The sequence below is a fragment of the Paenibacillus sp. Marseille-Q9583 genome (assembly GCF_976954365.1).
Genome location: NZ_CDRJTB010000043.1, coordinates 32,040 through 54,616, shown reverse-complemented (window position 1 = coordinate 54,616; position 22,577 = coordinate 32,040). Strand labels below are relative to the sequence as shown.

Here is a 22,577-nt window from a genome sequence, read left to right as displayed (position 1 = left end):
CGAACGAGCTCTAGAATAAGAAGAGTCAGAGGGGCCAAGAAGCTCCGGACAACAACAATAACATATGCGTCAACGCACTTTTACAGTTAACAAGCATATGGGGGCCAAAGCTCCACAACACCATGTTAAAGCTTGCGAAGCCAGTTCCGTATGAACTGTATGAGGAAGCCGTGCTAACAAAACATTTAGGAGGAGACAAAACAATGCAATTCAAAAAATCTTGGGTTATGACTTTGGCTTTAACAAGCGTACTAGCACTTTCAGCTTGCGGTAATGGTGGGGCAAACAATACGGGAGGAAACGCTGCAGCTACAAATGAAGGTAGCGGCGCTAAAATAAGTGGTTCGATTCTAGCTTCAGGTTCAACAGCACTACAACCATTGGTTGAGCTGGTAGCCGAGAATTTCATGGATAAAAATGCTGGTGTGGACATTCAAGTTCAAGGCGGCGGCAGTGGTACTGGTCTTACTCAAGTAGCTGAGAAACAAGTAGATATCGGTAACTCTGACGTATTCGCAGAAGAAAAACTAAAAGATGCAGATGCAGAAAAAGCAGCAGCTCTTGTAGATCATCAAGTAGCAGTAGTAGCGATCGCAGCAGTAACCCATCCGGATGCTGGTGTAGACAGCTTGACTAAGCAACAGCTTATCGATATTTTTACAGGAAAAGTTACAAACTTTAAAGAAGTTGGCGGAGCGGATCAAAAAATCCAAATCATCAACCGTCCAGGCAGCTCCGGTACTCGTGCAACCTTTGAAAGCTTTGCACTTGGAACTAAAACTGAAGATATCCCAGGATCCATTCAAGAAGATTCCTCCGGTACTGTTAAGAAAATGATCGGAGAAACTCCAGGGGCTATCGGTTATCTGGCTCTTTCATACCTTGATGATTCAATCAAAACACTTAGCCTTGATGGTGTAGAAGCATCTGTAGACAATGTTATTTCTGGTAAATATCCAGTATGGGCTTACGAGCACATGTACACAAACGGCGAACCAAATGAAACAGTAAAGGCATTCCTTGACTTTTTCTTGACAGACGAAGTACAAACAGGTGAAGTCGTTGAGCTTGGATACATTCCAGCAGTAAAAATGCAAGTTACTCGTGACGTTGCAGGAAATGTTACAGCTAAGTAATTCACTTCTAAGTAATTTGTAAGGATTAGAATCTCAAGTGATTAGAGGCGGATACATCTGCCTCTCTTTTCACTTTAGAAAGAGGGAGCAATTGAGGGTGAAACTAAAGAACTCACGCATCGAGAAACATCATATTGAAGATTTTGTGGGACGTACATATATGTCCTTCTGTGTACTGCTATTGATAACAATCATTGTATCGATGGTATATTTTGTGGCGTCTAAAGGTATTTCAACTTTCACAAGCGGTGATGTTAGCGTTACTGATTTTCTATTCGGAACAAAGTGGTCACCTGAAGCAGATACGCCATCCTTTGGTGCTTTTCCGTTTATCACGGGATCCTTCTTAGTCACTCTACTTGCAGCATTGATTGCTAGTCCACTTAGCCTTTGCGCTGCGCTGTTCATGACTGAGATTGTCCCAGGATGGGGCAAAAAATTGCTTCAGCCCGTAATCGAGCTGTTGGCAGGTATCCCTTCAGTTGTTTATGGTTTCATCGGATTAAGTGTTATTGTACCGTTTCTACGCAACAACCTGCCTGGTCAAGGCATCGGGGTAGCTGCAGGCGCGCTTGTGCTCTCGGTCATGATTCTTCCGACGATTACAAGCGTGGCTGCAGACGCGCTGGCTTCATTGCCGCAAAATTTAAAGGAATCCTCCTATGCGCTTGGTGCCACCCGGTGGCAGACGATCTCTCGAGTGATTATTCCGACAACGTTTCCTGCTATTATGACTGGTATTGTACTGGGGATGGCACGTGCATTCGGTGAAGCCCTTGCTGTACAGATGGTTATCGGGAATGCGCCATTCGTACCAAAATCACTCTTTGAATCTGCTTCTACCCTGACGAGTGTAATCACACTTGGAATGGGGAACACAACCATGGGCTCTGCGCACAATAATGCTCTGTGGAGTATGGCACTGGTTCTTATGCTGATGACCTTTGTATTTGTCTTCTTTGTGAGACTGCTTGAAAGGAGAAATAAAATTTGAAGCCGAGAACCGTAAATAAAATTGCCACAAGCCTTATTGTGTTTTTCGCATTGCTCATCGTAGCTATTCTGGTTGGTCTATTAGGATATATCCTCTTTCGGGGTCTTAGTCACATTAGTTGGGATTTTCTATTCTCTGCACCGCAAAAAATTCGAGCAGGTGGAGGAATTGGCCCTCAGCTATTCAACTCCTTATTCCTTTTGGTACTCACGCTAATAATTACAGTACCTCTAGGACTGGGTGCCGGTATTTACATGGCTGAATATGCTCGTCCAGGAAAAATCACCGGCTTTATTCGCTTAATTGTTGAGGTATTATCTTCGTTCCCTTCAATCGTAGTCGGCTTGTTTGGTCTATTGCTGATTGTTAACTATTTTAATCTTGGCTTTTCCTTAATCTCTGGAGCACTGGCATTGACGGTCTTTAATCTACCGCTGATGGTTCGGATTACGGAGCAAGCTTTCCGTAGTGTTCCGAAGCAACAAAAAGAGGCTGGTTTTGCACTAGGATTGTCCAAGTGGAAAATCGTAACCTCCGTGTTGTTCCCAGTAGCATTACCAACGATTATTACGGGTACTATTTTGTCCGCTGGCCGTGTCTTTGGGGAAGCAGCCGCGTTGATGTTCACTGCAGGAATGAGTAGCCCAAGACTAGATTTCACCAACTGGAATCCACTTAGTCCGAACTCACCACTGAATCCTTTCCGTCCAGCTGAAACACTGGCTGTTCATATCTGGAAGGTAAATAGTGAAGGCCTTGCTCCTGATGCCGCGCAAATTGCTGCGGGAGCTTCAGCAGTACTTGTAATTATGGTGTTAATCTTCAACTTGGCAGCACGTTATTTCGGTAGATTTATTTATCGTAAGCTTACAGCTTCAAAAAGAATGAACTAATTCCTAAAAACTAAAGTAGAGATGTAGGAGGAGTAATCGATGGGAACGTCGGCAACAGCAGTGCGTGAATCTTTTCAAACCGAGGACCTGAGTATTTTTTATGGAACATATGAGGCAGTAAAGGGGATTAGTCTTCCTTTTGCTGAAAATACGGTTACTGCACTGATCGGCCCATCCGGCTGCGGTAAATCAACCTTTCTTCGTTCACTGAACCGTATGAATGACGAAATCTCCGGATCAACAACCAAAGGAAGCATCTGGATTGATGGCGTTGATATTAATGCTCCTGGCACAGACGTTATCAAACTGCGTCAGAAGATCGGTATGGTTTGGCAAAAGCCCAATCCGTTCTATAAATCCATTTATGATAACATCGCCTTTGGACCGAAGTACCATGGGGTAAAAGGAAAAAAAGCACTCGATGAGATTGTAGAGAGCAGCCTTCGTAAAGCAGCGTTGTGGGATGAAGTGAAGGACCGTTTAAAAGATTCAGCATTAGCTTTGTCCGGTGGACAACAGCAGCGCCTTTGTATTGCAAGAGCGTTGTCAGTTAACCCGCAAATTCTACTCTTGGACGAACCAGCATCCGCACTAGATCCGGTTTCCACTGGTAAAGTTGAGGAGCTCATCAAGGAGTTAAAAGAAGAGCTTCGTATTGTAATTGTGACGCACAACATGCAGCAAGCTGCACGGATTTCTGATTATACGGCTTACTTCTATCTGGGATCCCTTATAGAATACGATAAGACGGATAAGGTCTTTACTAATCCAGAGAATCAAATGACACAAGAATATATCATGGGTCGTTTCGGCTGAAGCCTTTCAACATCGTTCCTTAGGGAACGGTGTTTTTTGTTTCTATTATTTGCAAAAGGAAGATAGATACTGTATCATTAATGATAATGATTATCATTATTGCTATAGGGAGTGGATCTCATGACACAAACTCAACCGACTCAAAAGAATAGCGTAGCTGAAGTAATAAGAGAAAGACGCTCTATTAAGCTTTTTAAAAAAGATCCACTGCCGCAAGGTCTCTTAGAGGAATTGTTAAATGTAGCTGTATGGGCGCCGAATCATGGGGTGCGTGAGCCGTGGAGATTTATTGCTTTTCAAGGTGATGGTACAAAGTTCTTGGCTGAAGCGGCATTTGCTTTCGTGAAACGTGCTTTTTCTGATCCTGAAGTGGCTGCTAAGCGAAAAGAATATATCTCAAATATTCCATTAACGTTAATTGTGGTGATGCCTGAGGATCCTCGGCAGAGAGAGTGGGATGAGGATTTTGCAGCAGCGTCAGCACTTGTACAGAACTTCCAGCTAGCGGCTTGGGAGCAAGGCGTGGGAACGATTTGGAAGACCGATCCTTATATCAATAATCCTGAATTCCGTAACAAAATTGGTGTGAAGCCAGGAGAGAAGATCATAGCGATGATCCATGCCGGATACCCGGAGACTGTGCCAGACAGCCGTCCACGAACGGATGCTTCTGAACGATTGCAGATCATTGATAGCTATCCAGAGAACGATGTAGTGGAATAAGGAGTAGACTATACAGCATTTGAATAGTGAATATCAAAGGAATTTATTTATCCAAAGCATCCTTAGGGATGCTTTTTTTGTTTAATGAATGTTACTAGCAATATATAATGTACATAATGAATGATATTGATTACAATTTAGAAAAGTGGAAGAATTTAAATAAGGAGGGAAAAGCGTGGGGGAGAACAAGAACATCAAGATGAAACTGGCACGTATACAAAAAGATCTTTCCCAAGAACAGTTAGCGGAAGTTGTAGGGGTTACAAGACAGACGATTGGTCTGATTGAAGCCGGGAACTATAATCCAACGCTTAAGTTGTGCATAGCCATCTGCAAGGCATTGGATCGAACATTAGACGATATTTTTTGGGAGGAATAAGATTGAGAGGGTTAAGGGTGGGTTCCATTATATTTTTCGTTGGGATTACATGGATGCAGTGGTTCATTATTAAAAGATCTAATGAAAATGCTGACAAAAGTCTAGATGGATAAGAAAACTAATAATTCACTCTTGTAAAACTAATATGATTAGTTTATATTTAAGCTAATACCATTAGTTTTATGGAGGGGTAATGATGAGAGTAACGCGTGAAGGTCATTTATTACAGCTAACTTGGATGCCAAGAGTGTTTCCTGTGAATTGTTACATCATTGAGGAAGAGAATGAGTTGACTTTGATTGATGCGGCAATGCCGTTCAGTATAAAAGGAATTATAGCTACCGCAGCGAAGCTTGATAAAAAGATCACTCGTATTATATTGACGCATGCTCATGACGATCATATAGGTGCACTGGATGAGCTAAAGAGACAGCTTCCAGAGGTTCAGGTGTACATTTCAGAAAGGGATGCAGCATTGCTTAGTGGAGATCGTTCCCTTCGTGAGGGAGAACCTCAGACCCCTATAAAGGGAGGTGTGCCCAAGAAGGTAACAACGAGACCAGATGTATTGCTCTATGATGGAGATACCATTGGTTCATTAACAGCAATTCTAACTCCTGGACATACCCCTGGATCTATGTCTTTCATTGATTCACGAAGCGGCGCTGTTATCGTTGGAGATGCTTTTCAAACCTTCCGGGGAACTGCAGTCTCTGGAACCGTAATACCTTGGTTTCCGTTTCCGGCTATGGCAACCTGGAGTAAAGATCAAGCATTAAAAAGTGCAATTAAGCTTCTAGAGGCTTCCCCGACTATACTGGCTACTGGACATGGAGATTTACTTAGAAACCCAGTACAAACCATGGAGAAAGCTATTCATAAAGCACAAATGATTCAAGATAGGAGTAATTAAAATGTCACCTAGAGCAGGATTAGATCGTCGTACGCTAGTTATTGCAGCAGCAGAAATCGCCGATCATGATGGAATAGAGGCTGTAACCTTAGCCGCATTGGCTAACAAATTAGGTGTTCGTTCTCCGTCTTTATACAATCACATTAACGGGCTACAGGAATTGCGCACACAACTTGCGATTTATGGGCTAGGCGAGCTTTCTAGTGCAATGGCCAACGCAGCTAAAGGCCTTAGTGGAGACGCTGCTGTACAGGCGATGGGGCGAGCGTATGTGGACTTTGCTAGAAGCCGACCTGGATTATATGAGACAACGTTGCGAGCCCCTGAACAGGCAAATACGGAGCTGGAAATGGCAAGTGATCGTATTTTGAAGCTTATCATTCATGTGATGAAGGATTATCAATTGGGTGAGGAAGGAGAAATTCATGCAGTACGCGGGTTACGAAGCATACTGCATGGCTTTGCCTCTTTGGAACAAAAGGGCGGTTTTGGAATGGCGCTTGATACGAATGTAAGCCTATCTCGGCTCATCAGTACTTATATTGCTGGGATCGGAAATATGAAGTCTAAATAATGGAGTACATAGGAGATGAAGTTGTGATGTATAAGGGATATGAAGAGGAAAGTGTTATCACCTTTGAGGAAACTGCAGAAATCGTTACCAAGATTGGGATTTTGCCGCTTGCCACTCTGATTCCTGAGCACCCATCTTTAAATGGATTAACGAAAGCGGAGAATTGGCATACGGGTTCAGAGCTAGATCCATGGTCATGGCGTGTAAGGTTTCCTGGTGAAGGCCTGGCTGGATACGGTAAATTTGTTAAGAAGAAAGCTATCTTGGTCTCTAGGGAGTGGTTTCCAGCATTTGTGGCAGCTGTAGGTAGTACTAAATCTATAGAAGAACGTTATAATGACGGATTGGCCAGCAGAGAAGCAGTGACTTTACTGCAAATTATCCGTGAACATCAAGGGATTGATACGCGTATACTTCGTGTTGAAGCTGATATGAAGGCTAAAGAAAAGAAGACGGCTTTTGATAATGCGGTTACGGAGCTTCAGGCATCGCTGGACATCGTTATTTCAGGTGTAAAAGAACGCCAAAATGCAGAAGGTGAGAAAAATGGCTGGAGCAGTACCTCGTTTGAGACAGTAAGCCACTGGATGAAAGATAACAGTCTTTCCTCATTTGAAGGCAATAGAGAAGAGGCGATAGCTTGGCTACATTCCAAAATGAATGGCATATGGTCGCCTACAGCAATAGCCTGGACGAACAAAGCATTCTCATGGAAATAAAAACGGTTAATCACTACTCCCCATGAGAGTGATTAACCGTAAGCGTTTTCTAATAAAATCATATCCATCACATTATTGTTCCAACATAGGTGCCAAGTAAGCAATCAGGAAATACAAGAATCCGAAAAACAGCATAACATAGGCGGTATATTTGATTGCATTAGATGCAACAATTCTTGAATCCACCGGTGCTTGAATTTCGAGCTGCTCTTCTTCAACGCTGTCAATTTCATTGGATATTGGGTCTCTCAACATGATAATCCCCTCCTTGGAAATTAGATCCTTAACTGTATTGTGACATATTTGTGAACGGAAATCAACAATAGTGTGAACAAATATTGAACTTTTATTCAAATTTGGACTATTTATTTTCTGGATATCTAGTATGCAATAAAAAACAACCTGCTTTTGTCCTCGGAAGAGGAACTAAGCAGGTTGTTTGGCATTTTATTTATTCAATAATTTAAGCGAACAATTTAAGCCCAATCTCCATCACGGAAGATAGGTACGGTTGTTCCATCATCCTTAATACCATCAATGCTCATTTCAGGTGAACCCATCATAAAATCAACATGTGTATGGCTTTGGTTCATTCCTTTTTCCTTCAATTGTTCTTTGGTCATTGTCGTACCCTCTTGAAGGGTGAAGGCATATGCTGCACCTAACGCCAAATGGCAGGAGGCATTCTCATCATATAATGTGGTGTAATATAGAATTCCGCTCTCGGAGATCGGGGAGTGGAAAGGCACCAAAGCGACTTCTCCAAGATAAGCAGAGCCTTCATCTAACGCGATAAGGGAAGCTAGCGTTTCTGAACCTTTTTCAGCGGTAAAATCCGTTACTTTGCCGTTCTCAAAGGTGAGGGTGAAATTGTCAATAAGATTACCCCCATAGCTAAGCGGCTTAGTGCTGCTTACCTTACCATTCACACCAGACTTCAGTGGAGCAGTAAATACTTCTTCTGTAGGGATATTGGCTAGGAAAGGAACTCCTTTGCCATTGACAGCTCCTGCTTGACACCAAATATGCCCTTCTGGTAGCTCAATCGTCAAATCGGTTCCATGTCCTGTATAGTGCAGCTTGCGGAACTTATTATCATTCAAAGCAGTACAACGTGCTTTCAGGCCATCTAAATGTTGACTCCATGCTTGAATAGGGTCAGCTTGATCCGCACGTGTAGCTTTAAAGATAGCATCCCATAGCAAATCAATCTGCTGATCAAGTGATGCTTCAGGGAATACCTTTGCCGCCCACGATGCTGATGGGAATGCTACAATACTCCAGCTTACGTGATTCCCCATTAACAACTCACGATATGGAGCTAATGTCTGTCCAGAGATCCGCTGATTATCTGCAATTCTTCCTGACTCAACACCGCTCAATAGATCTGGATTCGTTGAAGTTATCGATAGAAATGCTGCACCTTTTTTAGCTAGATCTTCCAATTCATCTGCTTGCCATTGTGGCGGTTCCAAAAAGGAATCGGATGGAGCGAGGTCATAACGAGTACGTGTAACAACCTCATCACTATAATTAACCTTGACGAGCTTTGCGCCCGCTTCATAAGCTTTACGTACTACAAGACGCACTAGTTCTGCGGAAACGATGTCGGAATTTACAACAAGGGTCTGTCCAGGTTGGATATTAACCCCAATCTTCACTGCCAGCAATGCATAATTTTCCAGTTTTTTCTTGAAATCCAACATAGTTTCTACTCCTTTCAATATCTCTAGTCTTCATTTCATATTTACAGTTATTAGAACGCCCAGTTTCCATTAAGGAATACAGGTTCTTCTGTTCCATCAGCAGTAATCCCGTAAATATTCATCTCCGCAGAACCGATCATGAAATCCACATGGGTAACGCTATTATTCAATCCATGTGCAATCAGTTCATCCGGAGTCATATCTTTACCGCCTTCTAAACAGAAAGCATAAGCCATACCTATAGCTAGGTGATTGGATGCATTCTCATCAAACAAGGTATTGTAATAAAGAATATTGGACTCTGAGATAGGGGACTTATGTGGAACTAATGCAACTTCACCTAGGTATTTTGCTCCTTCATCCATACTAATGAGGTGCTCTAGTGCTTCTTGTCCTTGCTCTGCACTAACACTAACAATTCGTCCGTTCTCAAAAGTAATAGAGAATTCATCGATAATGTTGCCGCCATGGCTAAGAGGTTTGGTGCTTCGTACGGTGCCATTTACACCAGTCTTTAAAGGAGCGGTAAATACTTCCTCGGTAGGCATATTGGCTACAAAAGAATGACCTTTCGCATTAATGCTGTCACCTTGTGCCCAAATATGACCTTCTGGAAGCTCGATGCTTAGGTCTGTACCCGTTGCTATGTAATGCAGCTTCTTATATTTTTTTGCGTTGAGTACATTTGCTTTTTGATCTAAGGTGTCGAGATGTTCTTGCCATGCAGCTACTGGATCTTCACGATCAAGACGTACGGTGTGGAAAATAGCTTCCCATAGCTTACTTACACGTTCTTCAGCTGGAACATCCGGGAATACTTTATCCGCCCAAGCCTGACAAGGTACGGCAACAATACTCCAGCTAACTTTGTCAGACATTTGCATTTCACGATATTTGGTGAGTGCGGCTCCCCGTACTTTTTGATAATTTGATATGCGTACAGGATCAATACCTTTAAGTGCATCAGGATCTTCCGCGATCACGTTAAGAATAGCCGCACCCTTCTCGGCGAATTCGGTCATTTCACCTGCGTACCAAGTAGGAGGCTCAGTGAACACTTCTGGTGCAGCATGTTCAAACTGCTGGCGTGTAATGCTTGCATCACTCCAGTTCACCTTCACCAAGCTTGCTCCAATCGCATATGCCTTGGCGGTAATCATACGAACGAAATCAGCTGCAAGAATCGGTGCATTCACCACCAGAATTTGCCCTGGTTGAACGTTAACCCCAATTTGCACAGCTAAATCTGCATATTTACTAAGCTTTGCCTCGAAATCAGTCATCGATATTTCCTCCAATTACTAATAGTTTGGTACTTTACAAGTATTGTACTAAATTATTAACCGCCGGATGAAAAAAGTCAATTACATGGAATTTACAGTGTAAATTGAGGAATTACATTCATTTCAATGCTATACTGAGAGGGGAAATGATTTGATGAATGGAAGGAAGATTAACGGATGAATTTAGAGATCGTAAGTGCTGAAATGAGCCGTAAAGAGGATAAAAGCTATGTAGGGAGGACGATATTTACTCTCGAAAACCATAAGGCTCCATATGAGATTACTTTTTTCAGTACAAGAGGAACGGAATGGGATTACAGCCTAAGCTTTGCTGGTGAGCCTGGAAGTGAAGAGCAGTTCTTAGAAACTGACGCGCTACTTGAAAATGATGACGATGTATATAATCAATTGCTTGATGCCGCACTAGATAAACAAGAGATCGTTGAAGAGTAAAACATACAAGTGTTGATTGATTACCAGCGGCAATATTCATTGCCGCTGGTTACATCTCGCCTTATCCGATTGTAATCTTACCTTCAGGATATCTGTAAAGTTCCTTACTACCCTTAGGTTTGAGTGCATAAGCTAGAGTAAGCGGACCTGTCCGACCCAGAAACATTAGAAAAATAATGAGCACTTTACCCGCCGTAGTCAATTCTGGAGTAAGTCCCATGGAGAGACCAGAAGTCCCGAATGCAGATACGGTTTCAAAGAGTACAGCAAGAAAGTCAGCCTTTTCTGTCACGGATAACAACATCGTAGCAATGACCACTAACATTAGAGACATCAATGTCATCGTCACGGCTCTGTAGACATTTTCTTTGGCAATCCGATGACGAAACATTACAATATCCTCTTTACCCCTTAGTCTTGCAGAAACCGCAGCCACTAGAACAGCGAACGTAGTAATCTTAATTCCCCCACCAGTAGATCCAGGCGCTGCCCCTATGAACATTAGCAGAATCATTAGAAATTGCGTTGATTCCCGCATAAGTGGAATTTCAATTGTAGTGACGCCACCTGAACGTGGTGTTATCGCTTGTAAAAATGTAGCCATCATCTTTCCACCTGCACTCAAGGGCTTCAGCGTAGAATTAAATTCTAGTAAGAAAAATAGAGCAGCCCCAATGACAATCAATATCATAGAGGTCGAAAGAACAACCTTAGAATGTAGAGTAAGCTTTTTGCGTTTTGGAAAGTCAAAAACATCAGATAGGACGATAAAACCGACCCCACCAAGAAAGATGAGGATCATTGAGGTGAAATTCACTATAGGATCATTTACAAAACGAGTAAGTCCACTAAAGGGTCCATGAATGTCACCGAATAAATCAAAGCCTGCATTATTAAAAATAGATATGCTGTGAAAAATCCCATAATATAGCGCTTTCCCGAAAGGCATATCCATCATAAACCTACCGGCAAACACGATGGCACCTGTGAGCTGAATAACAAGGGAATAGATCAGGACTCTGCGGATTAACTGGACAATACCTTGCATGGAATTCTGGTTCATAGATTCTTGCATAAGAATTCGCTCTTTAAAGGATATTCGTTTATTAAGGACCAAAGTAATCAAGGTGGCCATCGTAATAAAACCCAATCCCCCAAACTGAAATAATACGAGTAGAACAACTTGTCCAAAAGTAGTCAACTGTGTGCCCGTATCAATGACTGCCAAACCTGTAACACAGGTTGCAGATGTTGCCATGAATAACGCATCAATAAAAGAAATGTGTCCTTCTACTGAGGCAACCGGCAAACTAAGTAAAAAAGTTCCGGCAGTGATAAGTATTACAAAACCTAGTGATAAGACTTTAGGTGGAGTTAATTTTAATCCACCGAAGTTCAGGTTAGCCAAATTAATTCTCCTGTCATACGTGAAATTAGAGCAGTGCTCACAAAATTATAGCATAACTTGCCACACCTTCCCTAAGTGGAGGGAGGGAATTGACATATTTTATCGAATTATTCTAGAATAACACCCTATTCTGCAACTTTAAAGAGGAGGCTTTCTTAATGGTGATAAGTCCGATTCTGAATCAGATTGGTGCGGTTTTTATTCCGGTAAAGGATATTGAGAAATCTAAAGAATGGTATTGTCAATTGCTTGGGTTACCTTTGGATGGTGAAGTATTATTCGGGCATTTATACGTGATCCCCATGCAGGGACCGGAAATCGTATTAGACAGCAAAATTTATACTTCTGAATCCGTTCTTAATATTCCCTCTTTTCATCTAAATACTGAAGATATTGATGCTGCTTATGATTATGTGAAAGCAAACGGCGGAGAGATTCTTACGGATATCGAGCATGACCATTGGTTTAATTTTAAAGATCCTGATGGGAATGTGATCATGGTCTGTCGTTGTTAAGATCAAGTAAGAAAGGAAGAAACAAATGATTAGAGAGGCTGTTCCTGAAGACGCTGTGTATATCGAAATTCTTTATCGAATGTTGTTACCTGAGCAAACAGCTATTCAAGTGTCACCGGAACGACTGAAGCGAATCGCTGAGAATACGGATAGCTTTCTTTATGTGTGCGAAGAAGAAGGAACTATTGTTGGGACGCTTCATCTTCATTTGTGTATGGATGCTTTATGTTACGATCGACCCTTTGCTGTCATTGAAAGAGTTATCATAGCACAAGAGGTGAGAGGGAAAGGACACGGAGCAAAATTAATGAGATACGCTGAGCATGTAGCCACCACTAGGGGAGCCCTTAAGATCATGTTATCGAGTGCGGTCAGAAGGGAAGATGCACATCAATTTTACGAACATCTTGGATACAATAGCAGCTCCAGTAAGCTGTTCAAAAAGTACTTATAGGTATTTATGATTGGAAGTGATGAGATGATGGTAACCCTTAAAGTGCTGATTCCAGAGGATGCAGAGGAATTACTTCGTCTACAGCATCAGTTGGATCAGGAAACGAAATTTATGTTATTAGAACCTGATGAACGACAATCCAGTCTTCATCAGGTCAAAGAGATGATCGAAAGCTTCGCTTCAGCAGATACTTCAATCCTTATTGGTGCAGAGGCAGATAACTCATTGATCGGTTTTATGTCGATTAGAGGTGGAAGTGTTAGACGCAATCGCCATAGTGCGTACATAGTCATTGGCATTCTAAGACAATATCAAGGTCAGGGGATTGGCGCGGCTCTATTCCGAGAGATGGATAGATGGGCTAGGGATACTGAAATTGTTAGACTTGAGCTAACAGTTATGACCCATAATGAGCTAGCTATGTCGCTATATATCAAAAATGGGTTTGAGATCGAAGGGACGAAAAGAAAATCACTTGTAATCGATGGCCAATGGGTAGATGAATATTACATGAGTAAGATTTTGATAAAAGAAAAAAGGATAGAGGATCAGATTTAATCTGATAACTCTATCCTTTTTTTATGATTAAAAGCTTATGAATTCTCAAGCTCTGACGATTCAGTGTCACCAGTGGTCTCAATGATGACCTCAACCTTGCGTACACGGTATCTATTCATTTCACGAATGATTAAGGTTACGTTGTCATGTACAATACTTTTGCCAACGGCCGGATCTGGGATATGACTGTATAACCAGCCTCCAATCGTTGTCACTTCCTCATGTTCAAAATCAAGACCGGTAAGCTCCATGACCTCGATTAAAGATACCTTACCATCGAACAGATAATTTGTATCGCTTAGTTTCTCAACTTCTCTGCGCTCATCACCGTCAAATTCATCTCGAATTTCACCAACGATTTCTTCCAAAATATCTTCAATCGTGATGAGTCCAGACGTTCCGCCATATTCATCAAGCAGCAGGGCGATATGCACCCGCTCCAATTGCATACGTGTTAAAAGGTTCTTAACAGGTGTTACCTCAGATACGGTTAGGACTGGCTGAATCAAGCCTTTGAAATCAAAATCAGGGTTGTTGTCATATTGCAAATAAAGCTGTTTCGTATTAATCATTCCGATGATATTATCCTTGCTGCCTTCAGCAACCGGGAAGCGAGTATATTGTTCCTTACGAATAATCTCGAAATTTTCTTTCAATGAATGATTGGTGAAAAGACATACCATATCCGTTCGTGGAACCATGATTTCTTTGGCCAACATTTCGTCAAAAGTAAAGATACGGTTGACATAGCCATATTCAGCTTTATTGATTTTTCCACTTTCATAGCTTTCGGATAAGATCAAACGAATCTCATCTTCACTATGAGCGTCTCCATGCTCACTGGCAGGCTTCATCCCGAAAAGACGAACAAGCAGATTTGCGGAACCATTCATAAACCAAATGAGTGGGTACAAAATTCTGTAGAACCAAATAATCAGCGGTGATGTAATTTGACCGATTTTTTCCGGAATGTTTATAGCTACTGTCTTCGGAGCAAGTTCCCCGACAACGACGTGCAGGAATGTTGCAATGATGAATGCGAATGCAAATGCAAGAGGGTGACTCACACTTGAACTAATATTAGCCCAGTCGAATACCGGAAGGAGCAACTGCTCAAACGCCGGCTCTGCTAGTGCACCAATACCCAGAGCTGTGATCGTAATCCCAAGCTGACACGCGGATAGGTATCCATCAAGATTAGCAGACACTCGTTGAACAGCTAACGCATTCTTCTTTCCCTCAATCACCATTTGACTGATCTGGCTACCTCTAAGTCTCACCAATGCAAATTCCGTTGCTACAAAAAAAGCGGTTAAAATAATCAAAATAGCCACCAACGTCAAACTAAGTCCTATACCCATATAATCTTTACCATCCCTTTCGTTCCTAAAATAGGTTATACTCATATTATGAGTTCTTATGAACTATTCTACGAACTTTTCAGAGAAATATCAAATGGTGGAGGGAAACAGATATGGAATCATTTGCATTGACACGTGTGGAGATGTCCAGTCTTCTGCTCTCATTGACCGGATTATCAGACCGGAAACCGCTGAATATCCTCCAAGAGGCATGGACTAAATTTCATCTTGATGAAGTACAAAAGGGGACTTCGTTACCCGCTTTTTTATCTACAGATGTTCCACCCATTTTACAAAAGATCATTAAGGGCGATAATGTTAAAGGCTTTTCACTCGGTGAAATTGCTTCATTAGGCCATCTTATAGAGTATTCCACATTGACTGTGACGACTATGCAGAACTGGGTGAAGCGCGATTTTAAGGAGTATCTTGGTTCTCCAAGAGAGGGAAAGAAGTATTCAGTTAATCAGGCAGCACTTCTGTTTATGATTGATGATCTCAAATCGGCCCTGAATTTCGAAAGTATTCGTCAGCTATTCCAACTGATGTTCTTAAAGCCAGATCGAGACGATGATGATCTCATAGAACCGGCAAAGCTGTATTTTGCGTATGCTGGACTTTTTGAAGAGATCAAGAGCAATGGGGCCATACAAACCCAATGTAAAGTAGATCAACTTTTACACAAGGAGTTCTCCTGGAAAGAAGATTCCCTGCTTAGAAGTTCTACAGATCGTGTGATCAATCGGTTGACGCATCTTACGAGATCTCAGAGAGAATCTGTCCGCAACATACTTCTGATAGCCACGATAGCTGTTCAGACCTGTTATTTTCAATCCCTTGCTAGACAATACTTTAATGCAGCTTTATTTCTTGATTTTTGAACGCTTCAATTTTAAAATGTATAAGTGAAACAATCAAAAGTAAGTTTCATAAGATATATGTTGGATATGAGGGGGCTTAGAAGTGAATCAAATGACACTGCTGCGGAATCCGAAGCAAAGGAAATTACTCTTCAGTGCAGGCTTAAGCTGGATGTTCGACGCAATGGACGTCGGGATGATTTCTTTTGTTGTAGCGGCTTTAGCCAAGGATTGGAATCTGGGACCGGAGCAGATAGGTATATTGACAAGTATTAACTCCGTGGGCATGGCTGTGGGTGCTGCTGCGGCAGGGATATTAGCCGATCGTTTTGGACGTAAACCGATACTTCTATGGACACTCCTAATTTTCTCGGCTGCGAGTGGGTTATCAGCTTTTGCAACAGGCTTCGGAATACTTTGTGTTCTTAGGTTTATAGCTGGATTTGGACTAGGCGGGGAACTGCCCGTCGCTTCAACACTAGTGTCTGAAAGTATGCCTGCCCGTGAGAGAGGCCGTGCGGTTGTGCTGCTGGAGAGCTTTTGGGCGGTTGGATGGATCGCTTCTGCTTTAATTGCATTCTTTGTTATTCCTGATTATGGCTGGCGTGTAGCATTCGGTATTGGTGCTGTTCCCGCTCTATACGCTCTTTACTTAAGACGTGCTATAGACGATTCACCGAAGTTTGCAGAGATCAAGAAGGCGCCTGTGTCCTTGAAAAAACGTATCACAACGGTATGGTCACCCGAGTATCGTCGTTCTACGATTATGCTGTGGATTTTATGGTTTACTGTAGTGTTCTCATATTATGGGATGTTTTTATGGCTACCTACAGTTATGGTACTTAAAGGCTTCAGCTTGGTTAAAAGCTTCGAATACGTGCTTATCATGACGTTAGCTCAGCTGCCGGGTTACTTTACTGCCGCTTACTTCATCGAGAAGTTCGGACGTAAGTTTGTCCTGGTCATCTATATGCTGTTCACTGCCGTTAGTGCGGCATGGTTCGGAAATGCAACTACAGAAGGCATGCTGATGGCTGCTGGAATCTGCTTATCATTCTTTAATCTCGGAGCATGGGGTGGTATGTACGCTTATACACCAGAGTTGTACCCAACAACTATTCGTTCAACAGGCGCTGGTTTAGCGACTTCCTTCGGCCGGATTGGTGGCATCATCGCTCCTTTGTTAGTAGGGGTGCTGGTAGGTAAATCTATAGCGATTGGCTCGATCTTCATGTTATTTTTTGTAACGATTATTATCGGTGCGTTAGCGGTGCTCTTCCTAGGAAAAGAGACAAAGGGAACGGAGCTTCTGTAAAGGATAATTCTTCATTACATACTTGATGTTAATCTACCAACAATGCTAAAATTTAATAAGAACAAAACGGTTCCTTCACAGTTGTGAACAGGGCCGTTTTTTTTAACATTAGAAACTACTATATATTTAGGGCCCCCGCAAAGAAGGCGTTATGCTTGCATTAATCCTTCTTTTATAAGAACGGAGCGATCGAACATGAGTAAGGATAGGAATCAGCCTCATTTCACGGAATTAGTCTGGGAAAGTACGGAACATAATGTTCCTATTCCCCCGCGAAATTCATCAGAACCAGCGCTGCCAAAATTATCTACTGCAAATGTAGGGAAGCCTAAAGCGTCGTCGGAACCTTCCTTACAGCTTCAGCTTTGGGATCTTGAGACCGACACGCCGGAGCCTGTGACAACTACCGAAGGTCAGTTTGTAGCTAGAGCGAAGGAGTTGGAACATAGAACCGAGGATTCGGCGCTATTTATTCCTTTTAAGAGTTACTGGCCAACGTATGGTCATATGACGGGCACGCAAAGTAGATGGTATTTTTATTGGCGCAATGAAGTTAGACAGGGTAGATATCCGAAAACGGATCTTTCATATATTTTTCTGCACGTATATGAGCTTATTAATGGTGTAGGTTGGCAAGATCCTTATGATGGCTATAAGCAGCTCAGTCAAATTTGGGAAGCTTATCGTGAAAATTATAAACGTCTGGATCAATATTTGGGTGGTTGGATCGCGGACTTCTCGTTTGTTCATCATTTGGATGTGCCTCTATCTTTAATCGTTGCTCGTTCACGCGGTCTTGCCGGAGATTTGGCAGAGCTAGAGTTAGAGAGATGTCTTACTGTAGCTCCTGAACTGTTAACCTTTACGGTATTAACAGCCATGTCGGACTATGATATTAGTAAATCTAAGTTTTATATGGGGGAAGGTAAAGAAGCCCTCGAACGATATATTCCACAGGTCGTGGCATTAATCAACGCTTATATCAGTCGGAAACATGGCTCGAATTTGGTTGAAATGTTCCCACCAGGCCCCTCAGTAATGCGGGAGCGTTATTTATTCCGTAGTGCCGTATATGATATTTCGCTGTATGGTTATTCTGTACTTATACCGGTTGTACGTATCAGTAAATCTCCACCCCTTCGCAGTTTGATTACTAGGCTATTCCGTTTGACTGAGAATAAATTACGGGAACTGCTGGGGTATCGAGGGCGGCTCAAAGGGGTTAATGTGGATGCGGACATGGATGACCTTATCACTCGTTTTCTGAAGCGGGAATTTGAGAAAGAGAGACAGGAAGATAAGGGGCCGGCAGTAGTTATTGATCGTGAGAAGCTTGAAAGGCTGCAGAGTGATTCCGAGATTGTACGAACCATGCTTACGGTTGAGGAAATGAATGTGCTGGAAGAACTTGAGGATAGCGGTTTTGTGATTACTAATGAGGAATCCGAGCTTGAAGAAGTAGTAGAAAAAGAAGAATTTGAAGAATTTGAAGAATTTGAAGATGAAATCATTGTACCGCTTCAGTCTCTTGAGCCTGAATTAGCTATAGAAGAAATTCAATCTGTTAACGTAGATACGGAGTGGGAGCAGTTCTCTAATGCTTTAAGTCCACTCCAACACGAAGCTCTGATTGCGTTAATGAACGAAGACGGAACACAAAACATACAGAAGATAGCGGCTGCAAATGGCACGATGTCAGAACTCTTGATTGATGAGATCAATGATATCGCAATGGATATTCTAGGTGATTTGATCATAGATGGTGAAGAAATTGCAGAAGAATATAAAATTTATCTGATTAATATTTAATGGGGTGAACTTTGGATGAACGGTTTAAAAATACCCAAACGCATGACGACAGCGCTAGTCAATTCACTGACAGCCGGTGTGGTTCCGCGTATCGGACTAGAACATATAGCCGTTGGCCGCCGGCCAGAGATTGAAGCGATATTGAGAGATATGGATAATATTGCGGAGGGTGGAGCTGCTTTTAAGCTGATTACAGGCAAATTCGGTAGCGGCAAAAGCTTTCTTTTGCAGATGATCCGTAATTATGCGATGGATCGGGATTTTGTAGTAGCCGATGCGGATCTATCCCCTGAACGAAGATTAGTGGGAACCAAAGGACAAGGTCTTGCTACATATAGAGAGCTGATGAGTCATTTGTCTACCCGGACGCGTCCAGATGGAGGCGCTCTGGAGATTATTTTGCAAAAATGGATCATTACGCTTCAGCAGTCTGTGATGCAAGAGAATGAATATGGCCCTGATCACCCCCAGCTTGGAGACGAGGTAGAGAAACGAATCTATGCAGTAGCCTCCGAAATGCGCGGTTTGGTGCATGGATTTGATTTTGCCAAAGTGCTGGCTTCTTATTGGAATGCCCATAAGCTCGCTGACGATGAATTGAAGCAGGATTCCCTTCGCTGGCTACGAGGTGAATTCGCTACTCGAACGGAAGCACGAAAAGCACTTGGTGTTGGCGTGATTATTGATGATGATAATTGGTATGATTATATGAAGCTGTGGGCGGAATTCACTTCTGCTATCGGTTATAAAGGACTGCTGCTGTTCATAGACGAAGGCGTCAACCTCTACAAAATCACGAACAGTATCTCGCGTCAGAGTAACTATGAAAAGCTGCTTACGATGTTCAACGATACGATGCAAGGCAAGGCAGAAAGCCTAGGGATTTTTATAGGGGGGACTCCGCAATTTGTGGAGGATGGACGGCGTGGATTATTTAGTTATGAAGCGCTGCGTTCAAGATTAGTTGCAGGAAGATACGGCGCAGCAGGTCTGAACAATTATACTGGGCCTATTATTGCACTGGACATGCTCTCACATGAAGAAATTTTGATCCTTTTGCAAAAGCTTAGAGATATCCATGCCCTTCATTATGGTTACGAAGCACAGTTAACACAGGAACAATTGGTTCATTTTATGGAAGAAGCTGTGGGCAGATTAGGGGCAGACGAGCTCTTGACTCCGCGTGAAGTGGTGCGTGATTTCATGGATCTACTTCACACCTTACACCAGCATCCGGAGATCTCTTTCGAGAAGCTAGTGGGCGAACGAACCTCTAACCCTGCCGATACTGAACATAATGAGTTAGATGGATTCCTCGCGGAGTTTGAATTATGAGTAATAATCCGTTTTATAGGCTGGCTCCCTTTATTAAAGAGTTTATCTATAAGAACCGTTGGGAGACTTTGCGTGAGGCACAGGTGGATGCCTGTCGTGTGCTGTTTGATACGCCGCATCACTTACTGATTGCTTCGGGTACAGCTTCCGGTAAGACAGAGGCGGCTTTTTTTCCAGCGCTTACTGAGCTGTATGAACGTCCTTCCGCTTCGGTTGGTATTCTGTATATCGCTCCTCTGAAAGCATTGATTAACGATCAATTTACACGGCTGAACGATTTGCTCCGTGAGGGCAATATTCCAGTGTGGCACTGGCATGGGGATGTTCCGCAAGCCGATAAGACGAAGCTGGTGCAGAATCCTTCCGGCGTGCTACAGATTACCCCTGAATCGCTTGAAGGACTATTGATGAACCGTCCGAATGCTATCCCGGCGCTGTTCCATGATCTCCGTTATATTGTCATTGACGAGGTGCATGCTTTTATGGGTGCTGATCGGGGGATTCAGGTTCTGAGTCAGCTGGCGAGAATCTCACGAATGGCAGGATGTCATCCGCGTAGAATAGGTCTATCGGCTACGCTTAGCGACTATGCTTCGGTGACGGAGTGGCTGGCGGCAGGTACAAGGGAGAGCGTAGAGGTGTCCGCTCCACAGGGCGGGCGTAAGCTCCGTTTAAGTGTGGAGCATTTCTCTTTCCCTGATGCACGGGATGAAGTGCAGGCGGAGCATTTAGAACGCGCGAAGCAGTCTTACTACGATTTCATTTACGATCATACGCATCTTAAGAAAGCGTTGATCTTTACGAATAGCCGCTCGGATGCGGAGACGGCAACCCTTGAGCTGCGGAGAACGGCCGCGAAGCGTGGTGAACGGGATGTTTTTCACGTTCACCATGGCAGCATCTCCGCAATGCTCCGCGAAGAGACGGAAGCCGCGCTGCGGCAAGGCTCCGGACCTGCAGTTGCGGCAGCGACTTTGACGCTGGAGCTGGGCATTGATCTAGGAGAGCTGGAGCGGGTGCTCCAGGTCGGCGCTCCTTATAGCTGCGCAAGCTTTGTGCAGCGACTCGGTCGCTCGGGTAGGCGTGGTGACGCCGCATCCGAGATGATCTTTGTCACTCCCGAGGAAGAGGATGAGGAAGCGCAGCTTCCGGCACGGATGCCTTGGACGCTGCTTCGAGCGATAGCGGTTATTGAGCTATATGTGCGCGAGAAGTGGGTTGAACCACTGGTGGTGCGCCAGCTGCCAGTCGGTCTGTTATACCATCAGACGATGAGCATATTGAAGAGTATGGGGGAGGCGGAGCCGGAGGATTTAAAGGAGGCTGTACTAAGCTTACCTTCCTTCAATAGCATTGATCCTGTGGACTACGATACCTTCATGACTTATATGCTGGGCATGGGACAAATCGAGGGGATGGATGAAGGCAGCTTGATTATTGGGATGGCGGGCGAGAAGATCGTGAACAACTTCCGCTTCTACGCAGTCTTCAAAGACGATGAAGAGCATGTTGTCTATAACGGGACTGAAGAGATTGGCTCGATCACAACTGTACCACCACCGGGTTACTGTTTTACTCTGGCGGGGAAGCTCTGGAAGGTAGAAGAGGTCGATAATCGACATAAAGCTGTTTATGTAAAAACCTCACGCGGTAAAGTGGATACGTTGTGGCTTGGAGCGGGCGGGGATGTGCATACACGAATTATGACCAAAATACGTGAAGTGTTAGGCGCAACATCCTTGTATCCGTATCTTGCTCCGAGTGCGGCTGCGCGGCTTGAACGAGCTCGTCGTTTAGCAAAGGAAAGTGGAATGCTTGAACGTTCCGTTATGCCAGCAGGTGGAGATTCGATGTTTATCTTACCGTGGGCGGGTAGTCGGCAATTCCGTACACTAGAGCGCCTTCTCAAGAACAATTTGAAGAGCTCACAGGGTCTTCGTTCTATTGTGCCGATGGAACCTTATTATATGGTGGTTGCAGGCAAAACAGATGCAGATACGCTGGAAGCGGAGATCATCGCTGAGAGTATGGCTGCCGCTGATCCTTTAACATTGTTATCTCCAGATGAAGCACCCTACCTCGGAAAGTATGACGAGTTCATCCCGCATGAGCTGCTGCGCAAAGCTTTTTCTTTGGACGGATTAGATGTTCCTGGGCTGCTAGAAGTGCTAAAACAATGGCGGCAACCACAGCAACTATAGTAAATATTTATAATCGAGACGCCCGCTTATGCGGGCGTCTCTTTATGTTCGGACGCACAGCAACATGTATCCCCTTGCGCCGATCTAGACTTTCCTCCTATTCCAAAAGTTGTATAAATATTAGGCAGTCTGAGAATAGTATCAAGAAGATTCCTATTAAAGGATGATAACG

23 protein-coding genes are annotated in these 22,577 nt (G+C 43.3%); 18 read left to right on the top strand and 5 right to left on the bottom strand.

Translation table 11 applies throughout. The annotated features are described in order from the left end of the window. The first annotated feature begins 203 nt into the window (after positions 1-203). The 9 genes from ACWNM1_RS19135 (at position 204) to ACWNM1_RS19095 (ending at position 7,147) form a co-directional block, all read left to right on the top strand. Positions 204-1,136, top strand: coding sequence for a phosphate ABC transporter substrate-binding protein (locus ACWNM1_RS19135; protein WP_042132223.1), 933 nt, complete (start codon positions 204-206; stop codon positions 1,134-1,136). Between the two features lie 91 nt (positions 1,137-1,227). Further along, positions 1,228-2,130 (top strand): phosphate ABC transporter permease subunit PstC, encoded by a 903-nt coding sequence (gene pstC, locus ACWNM1_RS19130; RefSeq protein ID WP_042128137.1) that lies wholly within the window; start codon positions 1,228-1,230, stop codon positions 2,128-2,130. Further along, complete coding sequence (gene pstA / locus ACWNM1_RS19125; protein ID WP_042128135.1) at positions 2,127-3,023, top strand: phosphate ABC transporter permease PstA; 897 nt, start codon at positions 2,127-2,129, stop codon at positions 3,021-3,023. The genes pstC and pstA overlap by 4 nt, the downstream gene beginning before the upstream one ends. Positions 3,024-3,062: 39 nt before the next feature. Then, complete coding sequence (gene pstB / locus ACWNM1_RS19120) at positions 3,063-3,839, top strand: phosphate ABC transporter ATP-binding protein PstB (RefSeq protein WP_042188599.1); 777 nt, start codon at positions 3,063-3,065, stop codon at positions 3,837-3,839. A gap of 120 nt (positions 3,840-3,959) precedes the next feature. Next, on the top strand, positions 3,960-4,562 hold the full coding sequence (locus ACWNM1_RS19115; RefSeq protein WP_449602230.1) for a nitroreductase family protein: 603 nt from the start codon (positions 3,960-3,962) through the stop codon (positions 4,560-4,562). 199 nt (positions 4,563-4,761) lie between these two features. Beyond that, positions 4,762-4,941: a helix-turn-helix transcriptional regulator gene (locus tag ACWNM1_RS19110; protein WP_449602234.1), complete on the top strand. Its 180-nt coding sequence runs from the start codon at positions 4,762-4,764 to the stop codon at positions 4,939-4,941. A 196-nt stretch (positions 4,942-5,137) separates the two neighbouring features. Then, positions 5,138-5,854, top strand: coding sequence for an MBL fold metallo-hydrolase (locus tag ACWNM1_RS19105; RefSeq protein WP_449602233.1), 717 nt, complete (start codon positions 5,138-5,140; stop codon positions 5,852-5,854). A 1-nt stretch (position 5,855) separates the two neighbouring features. Further along, entirely contained in the window at positions 5,856-6,428 is a 573-nt protein-coding gene (locus ACWNM1_RS19100) for a TetR/AcrR family transcriptional regulator (protein WP_449602229.1), read from the top strand. 26 nt (positions 6,429-6,454) lie between these two features. Continuing rightward, positions 6,455-7,147 (top strand): AlkZ-related protein, encoded by a 693-nt coding sequence (locus tag ACWNM1_RS19095; RefSeq protein WP_449602232.1) that lies wholly within the window; start codon positions 6,455-6,457, stop codon positions 7,145-7,147. 72 nt (positions 7,148-7,219) lie between these two features. Here the strand turns inward: ACWNM1_RS19095 and ACWNM1_RS19090 are convergent, their stop codons facing one another. The 3 genes from ACWNM1_RS19090 to ACWNM1_RS19080 form a co-directional block, all read right to left on the bottom strand. Beyond that, a complete protein-coding gene (locus tag ACWNM1_RS19090; RefSeq protein ID WP_042128123.1) occupies positions 7,220-7,402 on the bottom strand; it encodes a hypothetical protein in 183 nt (60 codons plus the stop codon). A gap of 221 nt (positions 7,403-7,623) precedes the next feature. After that, positions 7,624-8,853, bottom strand: coding sequence for an aminopeptidase (locus tag ACWNM1_RS19085; protein ID WP_449602228.1), 1,230 nt, complete (start codon positions 8,851-8,853; stop codon positions 7,624-7,626). A 50-nt stretch (positions 8,854-8,903) separates the two neighbouring features. Further along, positions 8,904-10,136: an aminopeptidase gene (locus tag ACWNM1_RS19080; RefSeq protein ID WP_449602227.1), complete on the bottom strand. Its 1,233-nt coding sequence runs from the start codon at positions 10,134-10,136 to the stop codon at positions 8,904-8,906. Positions 10,137-10,313: 177 nt separating this feature from the next. On the opposite strand from ACWNM1_RS19080, the gene ACWNM1_RS19075 reads away from it, so the two are divergent. Continuing rightward, positions 10,314-10,589, top strand: coding sequence for a hypothetical protein (locus ACWNM1_RS19075; protein WP_042188584.1), 276 nt, complete (start codon positions 10,314-10,316; stop codon positions 10,587-10,589). 61 nt (positions 10,590-10,650) lie between these two features. On the opposite strand, the gene ACWNM1_RS19070 is transcribed toward ACWNM1_RS19075, so the two are convergent. Continuing rightward, complete coding sequence (locus ACWNM1_RS19070) at positions 10,651-11,997, bottom strand: TrkH family potassium uptake protein (protein ID WP_449602226.1); 1,347 nt, start codon at positions 11,995-11,997, stop codon at positions 10,651-10,653. Positions 11,998-12,155: 158 nt separating this feature from the next. On the opposite strand from ACWNM1_RS19070, the gene ACWNM1_RS19065 reads away from it, so the two are divergent. From ACWNM1_RS19065 to ACWNM1_RS19055, 3 genes are read left to right on the top strand one after another with little or no spacing between them, the layout of a single operon-like run. Then, positions 12,156-12,512 carry a VOC family protein gene (locus tag ACWNM1_RS19065; RefSeq protein ID WP_375103045.1) on the top strand — a complete coding sequence of 119 codons (357 nt, stop codon included), beginning with the start codon at positions 12,156-12,158 and terminating at the stop codon, positions 12,510-12,512. 25 nt (positions 12,513-12,537) lie between these two features. Next, a complete protein-coding gene (locus ACWNM1_RS19060; RefSeq protein ID WP_449602225.1) occupies positions 12,538-12,966 on the top strand; it encodes an N-acetyltransferase family protein in 429 nt (142 codons plus the stop codon). Positions 12,967-12,990: 24 nt separating this feature from the next. Next, a complete protein-coding gene (locus ACWNM1_RS19055) occupies positions 12,991-13,524 on the top strand; it encodes a GNAT family N-acetyltransferase (protein ID WP_449602224.1) in 534 nt (177 codons plus the stop codon). A 35-nt stretch (positions 13,525-13,559) separates the two neighbouring features. Here ACWNM1_RS19055 and ACWNM1_RS19050 read toward each other — a convergent pair whose 3' ends face one another. After that, positions 13,560-14,885, bottom strand: a complete 1,326-nt coding sequence (locus tag ACWNM1_RS19050) for a hemolysin family protein (RefSeq protein WP_449602223.1) — start codon at positions 14,883-14,885, stop codon at positions 13,560-13,562. A 113-nt stretch (positions 14,886-14,998) separates the two neighbouring features. Here ACWNM1_RS19050 and ACWNM1_RS19045 point away from each other — a divergent pair, with 113 nt between their 5' ends. The 5 genes from ACWNM1_RS19045 to ACWNM1_RS19025 all read left to right on the top strand — a co-directional run bounded on the left by ACWNM1_RS19045 (position 14,999) and on the right by ACWNM1_RS19025 (position 22,405). Further along, on the top strand, positions 14,999-15,766 hold the full coding sequence (locus ACWNM1_RS19045; protein WP_449602222.1) for a DUF1836 domain-containing protein: 768 nt from the start codon (positions 14,999-15,001) through the stop codon (positions 15,764-15,766). Between the two features lie 91 nt (positions 15,767-15,857). Next, entirely contained in the window at positions 15,858-17,060 is a 1,203-nt protein-coding gene (locus ACWNM1_RS19040) for an MFS transporter (RefSeq protein WP_042193977.1), read from the top strand. A gap of 195 nt (positions 17,061-17,255) precedes the next feature. Continuing rightward, positions 17,256-18,869, top strand: coding sequence for a TerB N-terminal domain-containing protein (locus ACWNM1_RS19035; RefSeq protein ID WP_449602221.1), 1,614 nt, complete (start codon positions 17,256-17,258; stop codon positions 18,867-18,869). A gap of 15 nt (positions 18,870-18,884) precedes the next feature. After that, positions 18,885-20,204, top strand: a complete 1,320-nt coding sequence (locus ACWNM1_RS19030; protein ID WP_449602220.1) for an ATP-binding protein — start codon at positions 18,885-18,887, stop codon at positions 20,202-20,204. Then, positions 20,201-22,405 (top strand): DEAD/DEAH box helicase, encoded by a 2,205-nt coding sequence (locus tag ACWNM1_RS19025; RefSeq protein ID WP_449602219.1) that lies wholly within the window; start codon positions 20,201-20,203, stop codon positions 22,403-22,405. The genes ACWNM1_RS19030 and ACWNM1_RS19025 overlap by 4 nt, the downstream gene beginning before the upstream one ends. Positions 22,406-22,577 lie beyond the last annotated feature (172 nt).

Excerpts from the sequence above, each read along its gene's own strand:
- ACWNM1_RS19135 (WP_042132223.1), top strand. The coding sequence starts at position 204 with ATGCAATTCAAAAAATCTTGGGTTATGACTTTGGCTTTAACAAGCGTA.
- pstB (WP_042188599.1), top strand. The coding sequence starts at position 3,063 with ATGGGAACGTCGGCAACAGCAGTGCGTGAATCTTTTCAAACCGAGGAC.
- ACWNM1_RS19115 (WP_449602230.1), top strand. The coding sequence starts at position 3,960 with ATGACACAAACTCAACCGACTCAAAAGAATAGCGTAGCTGAAGTAATA.
- ACWNM1_RS19110 (WP_449602234.1), top strand. The coding sequence starts at position 4,762 with ATGAAACTGGCACGTATACAAAAAGATCTTTCCCAAGAACAGTTAGCG.
- ACWNM1_RS19105 (WP_449602233.1), top strand. The coding sequence starts at position 5,138 with ATGAGAGTAACGCGTGAAGGTCATTTATTACAGCTAACTTGGATGCCA.
- ACWNM1_RS19100 (WP_449602229.1), top strand. The coding sequence starts at position 5,856 with ATGTCACCTAGAGCAGGATTAGATCGTCGTACGCTAGTTATTGCAGCA.
- ACWNM1_RS19095 (WP_449602232.1), top strand. The coding sequence starts at position 6,455 with ATGTATAAGGGATATGAAGAGGAAAGTGTTATCACCTTTGAGGAAACT.
- ACWNM1_RS19090 (WP_042128123.1), bottom strand. The coding sequence starts at position 7,402 with ATGTTGAGAGACCCAATATCCAATGAAATTGACAGCGTTGAAGAAGAG.
- ACWNM1_RS19085 (WP_449602228.1), bottom strand. The coding sequence starts at position 8,853 with ATGTTGGATTTCAAGAAAAAACTGGAAAATTATGCATTGCTGGCAGTG.
- ACWNM1_RS19080 (WP_449602227.1), bottom strand. The coding sequence starts at position 10,136 with ATGACTGATTTCGAGGCAAAGCTTAGTAAATATGCAGATTTAGCTGTG.
- ACWNM1_RS19075 (WP_042188584.1), top strand. The coding sequence starts at position 10,314 with ATGAATTTAGAGATCGTAAGTGCTGAAATGAGCCGTAAAGAGGATAAA.
- ACWNM1_RS19065 (WP_375103045.1), top strand. The coding sequence starts at position 12,156 with ATGGTGATAAGTCCGATTCTGAATCAGATTGGTGCGGTTTTTATTCCG.
- ACWNM1_RS19060 (WP_449602225.1), top strand. The coding sequence starts at position 12,538 with ATGATTAGAGAGGCTGTTCCTGAAGACGCTGTGTATATCGAAATTCTT.
- ACWNM1_RS19055 (WP_449602224.1), top strand. The coding sequence starts at position 12,991 with ATGATGGTAACCCTTAAAGTGCTGATTCCAGAGGATGCAGAGGAATTA.
- ACWNM1_RS19050 (WP_449602223.1), bottom strand. The coding sequence starts at position 14,885 with ATGGGTATAGGACTTAGTTTGACGTTGGTGGCTATTTTGATTATTTTA.
- ACWNM1_RS19045 (WP_449602222.1), top strand. The coding sequence starts at position 14,999 with ATGGAATCATTTGCATTGACACGTGTGGAGATGTCCAGTCTTCTGCTC.
- ACWNM1_RS19040 (WP_042193977.1), top strand. The coding sequence starts at position 15,858 with ATGACACTGCTGCGGAATCCGAAGCAAAGGAAATTACTCTTCAGTGCA.
- ACWNM1_RS19035 (WP_449602221.1), top strand. The coding sequence starts at position 17,256 with ATGAGTAAGGATAGGAATCAGCCTCATTTCACGGAATTAGTCTGGGAA.
- ACWNM1_RS19030 (WP_449602220.1), top strand. The coding sequence starts at position 18,885 with ATGAACGGTTTAAAAATACCCAAACGCATGACGACAGCGCTAGTCAAT.
- ACWNM1_RS19025 (WP_449602219.1), top strand. The coding sequence starts at position 20,201 with ATGAGTAATAATCCGTTTTATAGGCTGGCTCCCTTTATTAAAGAGTTT.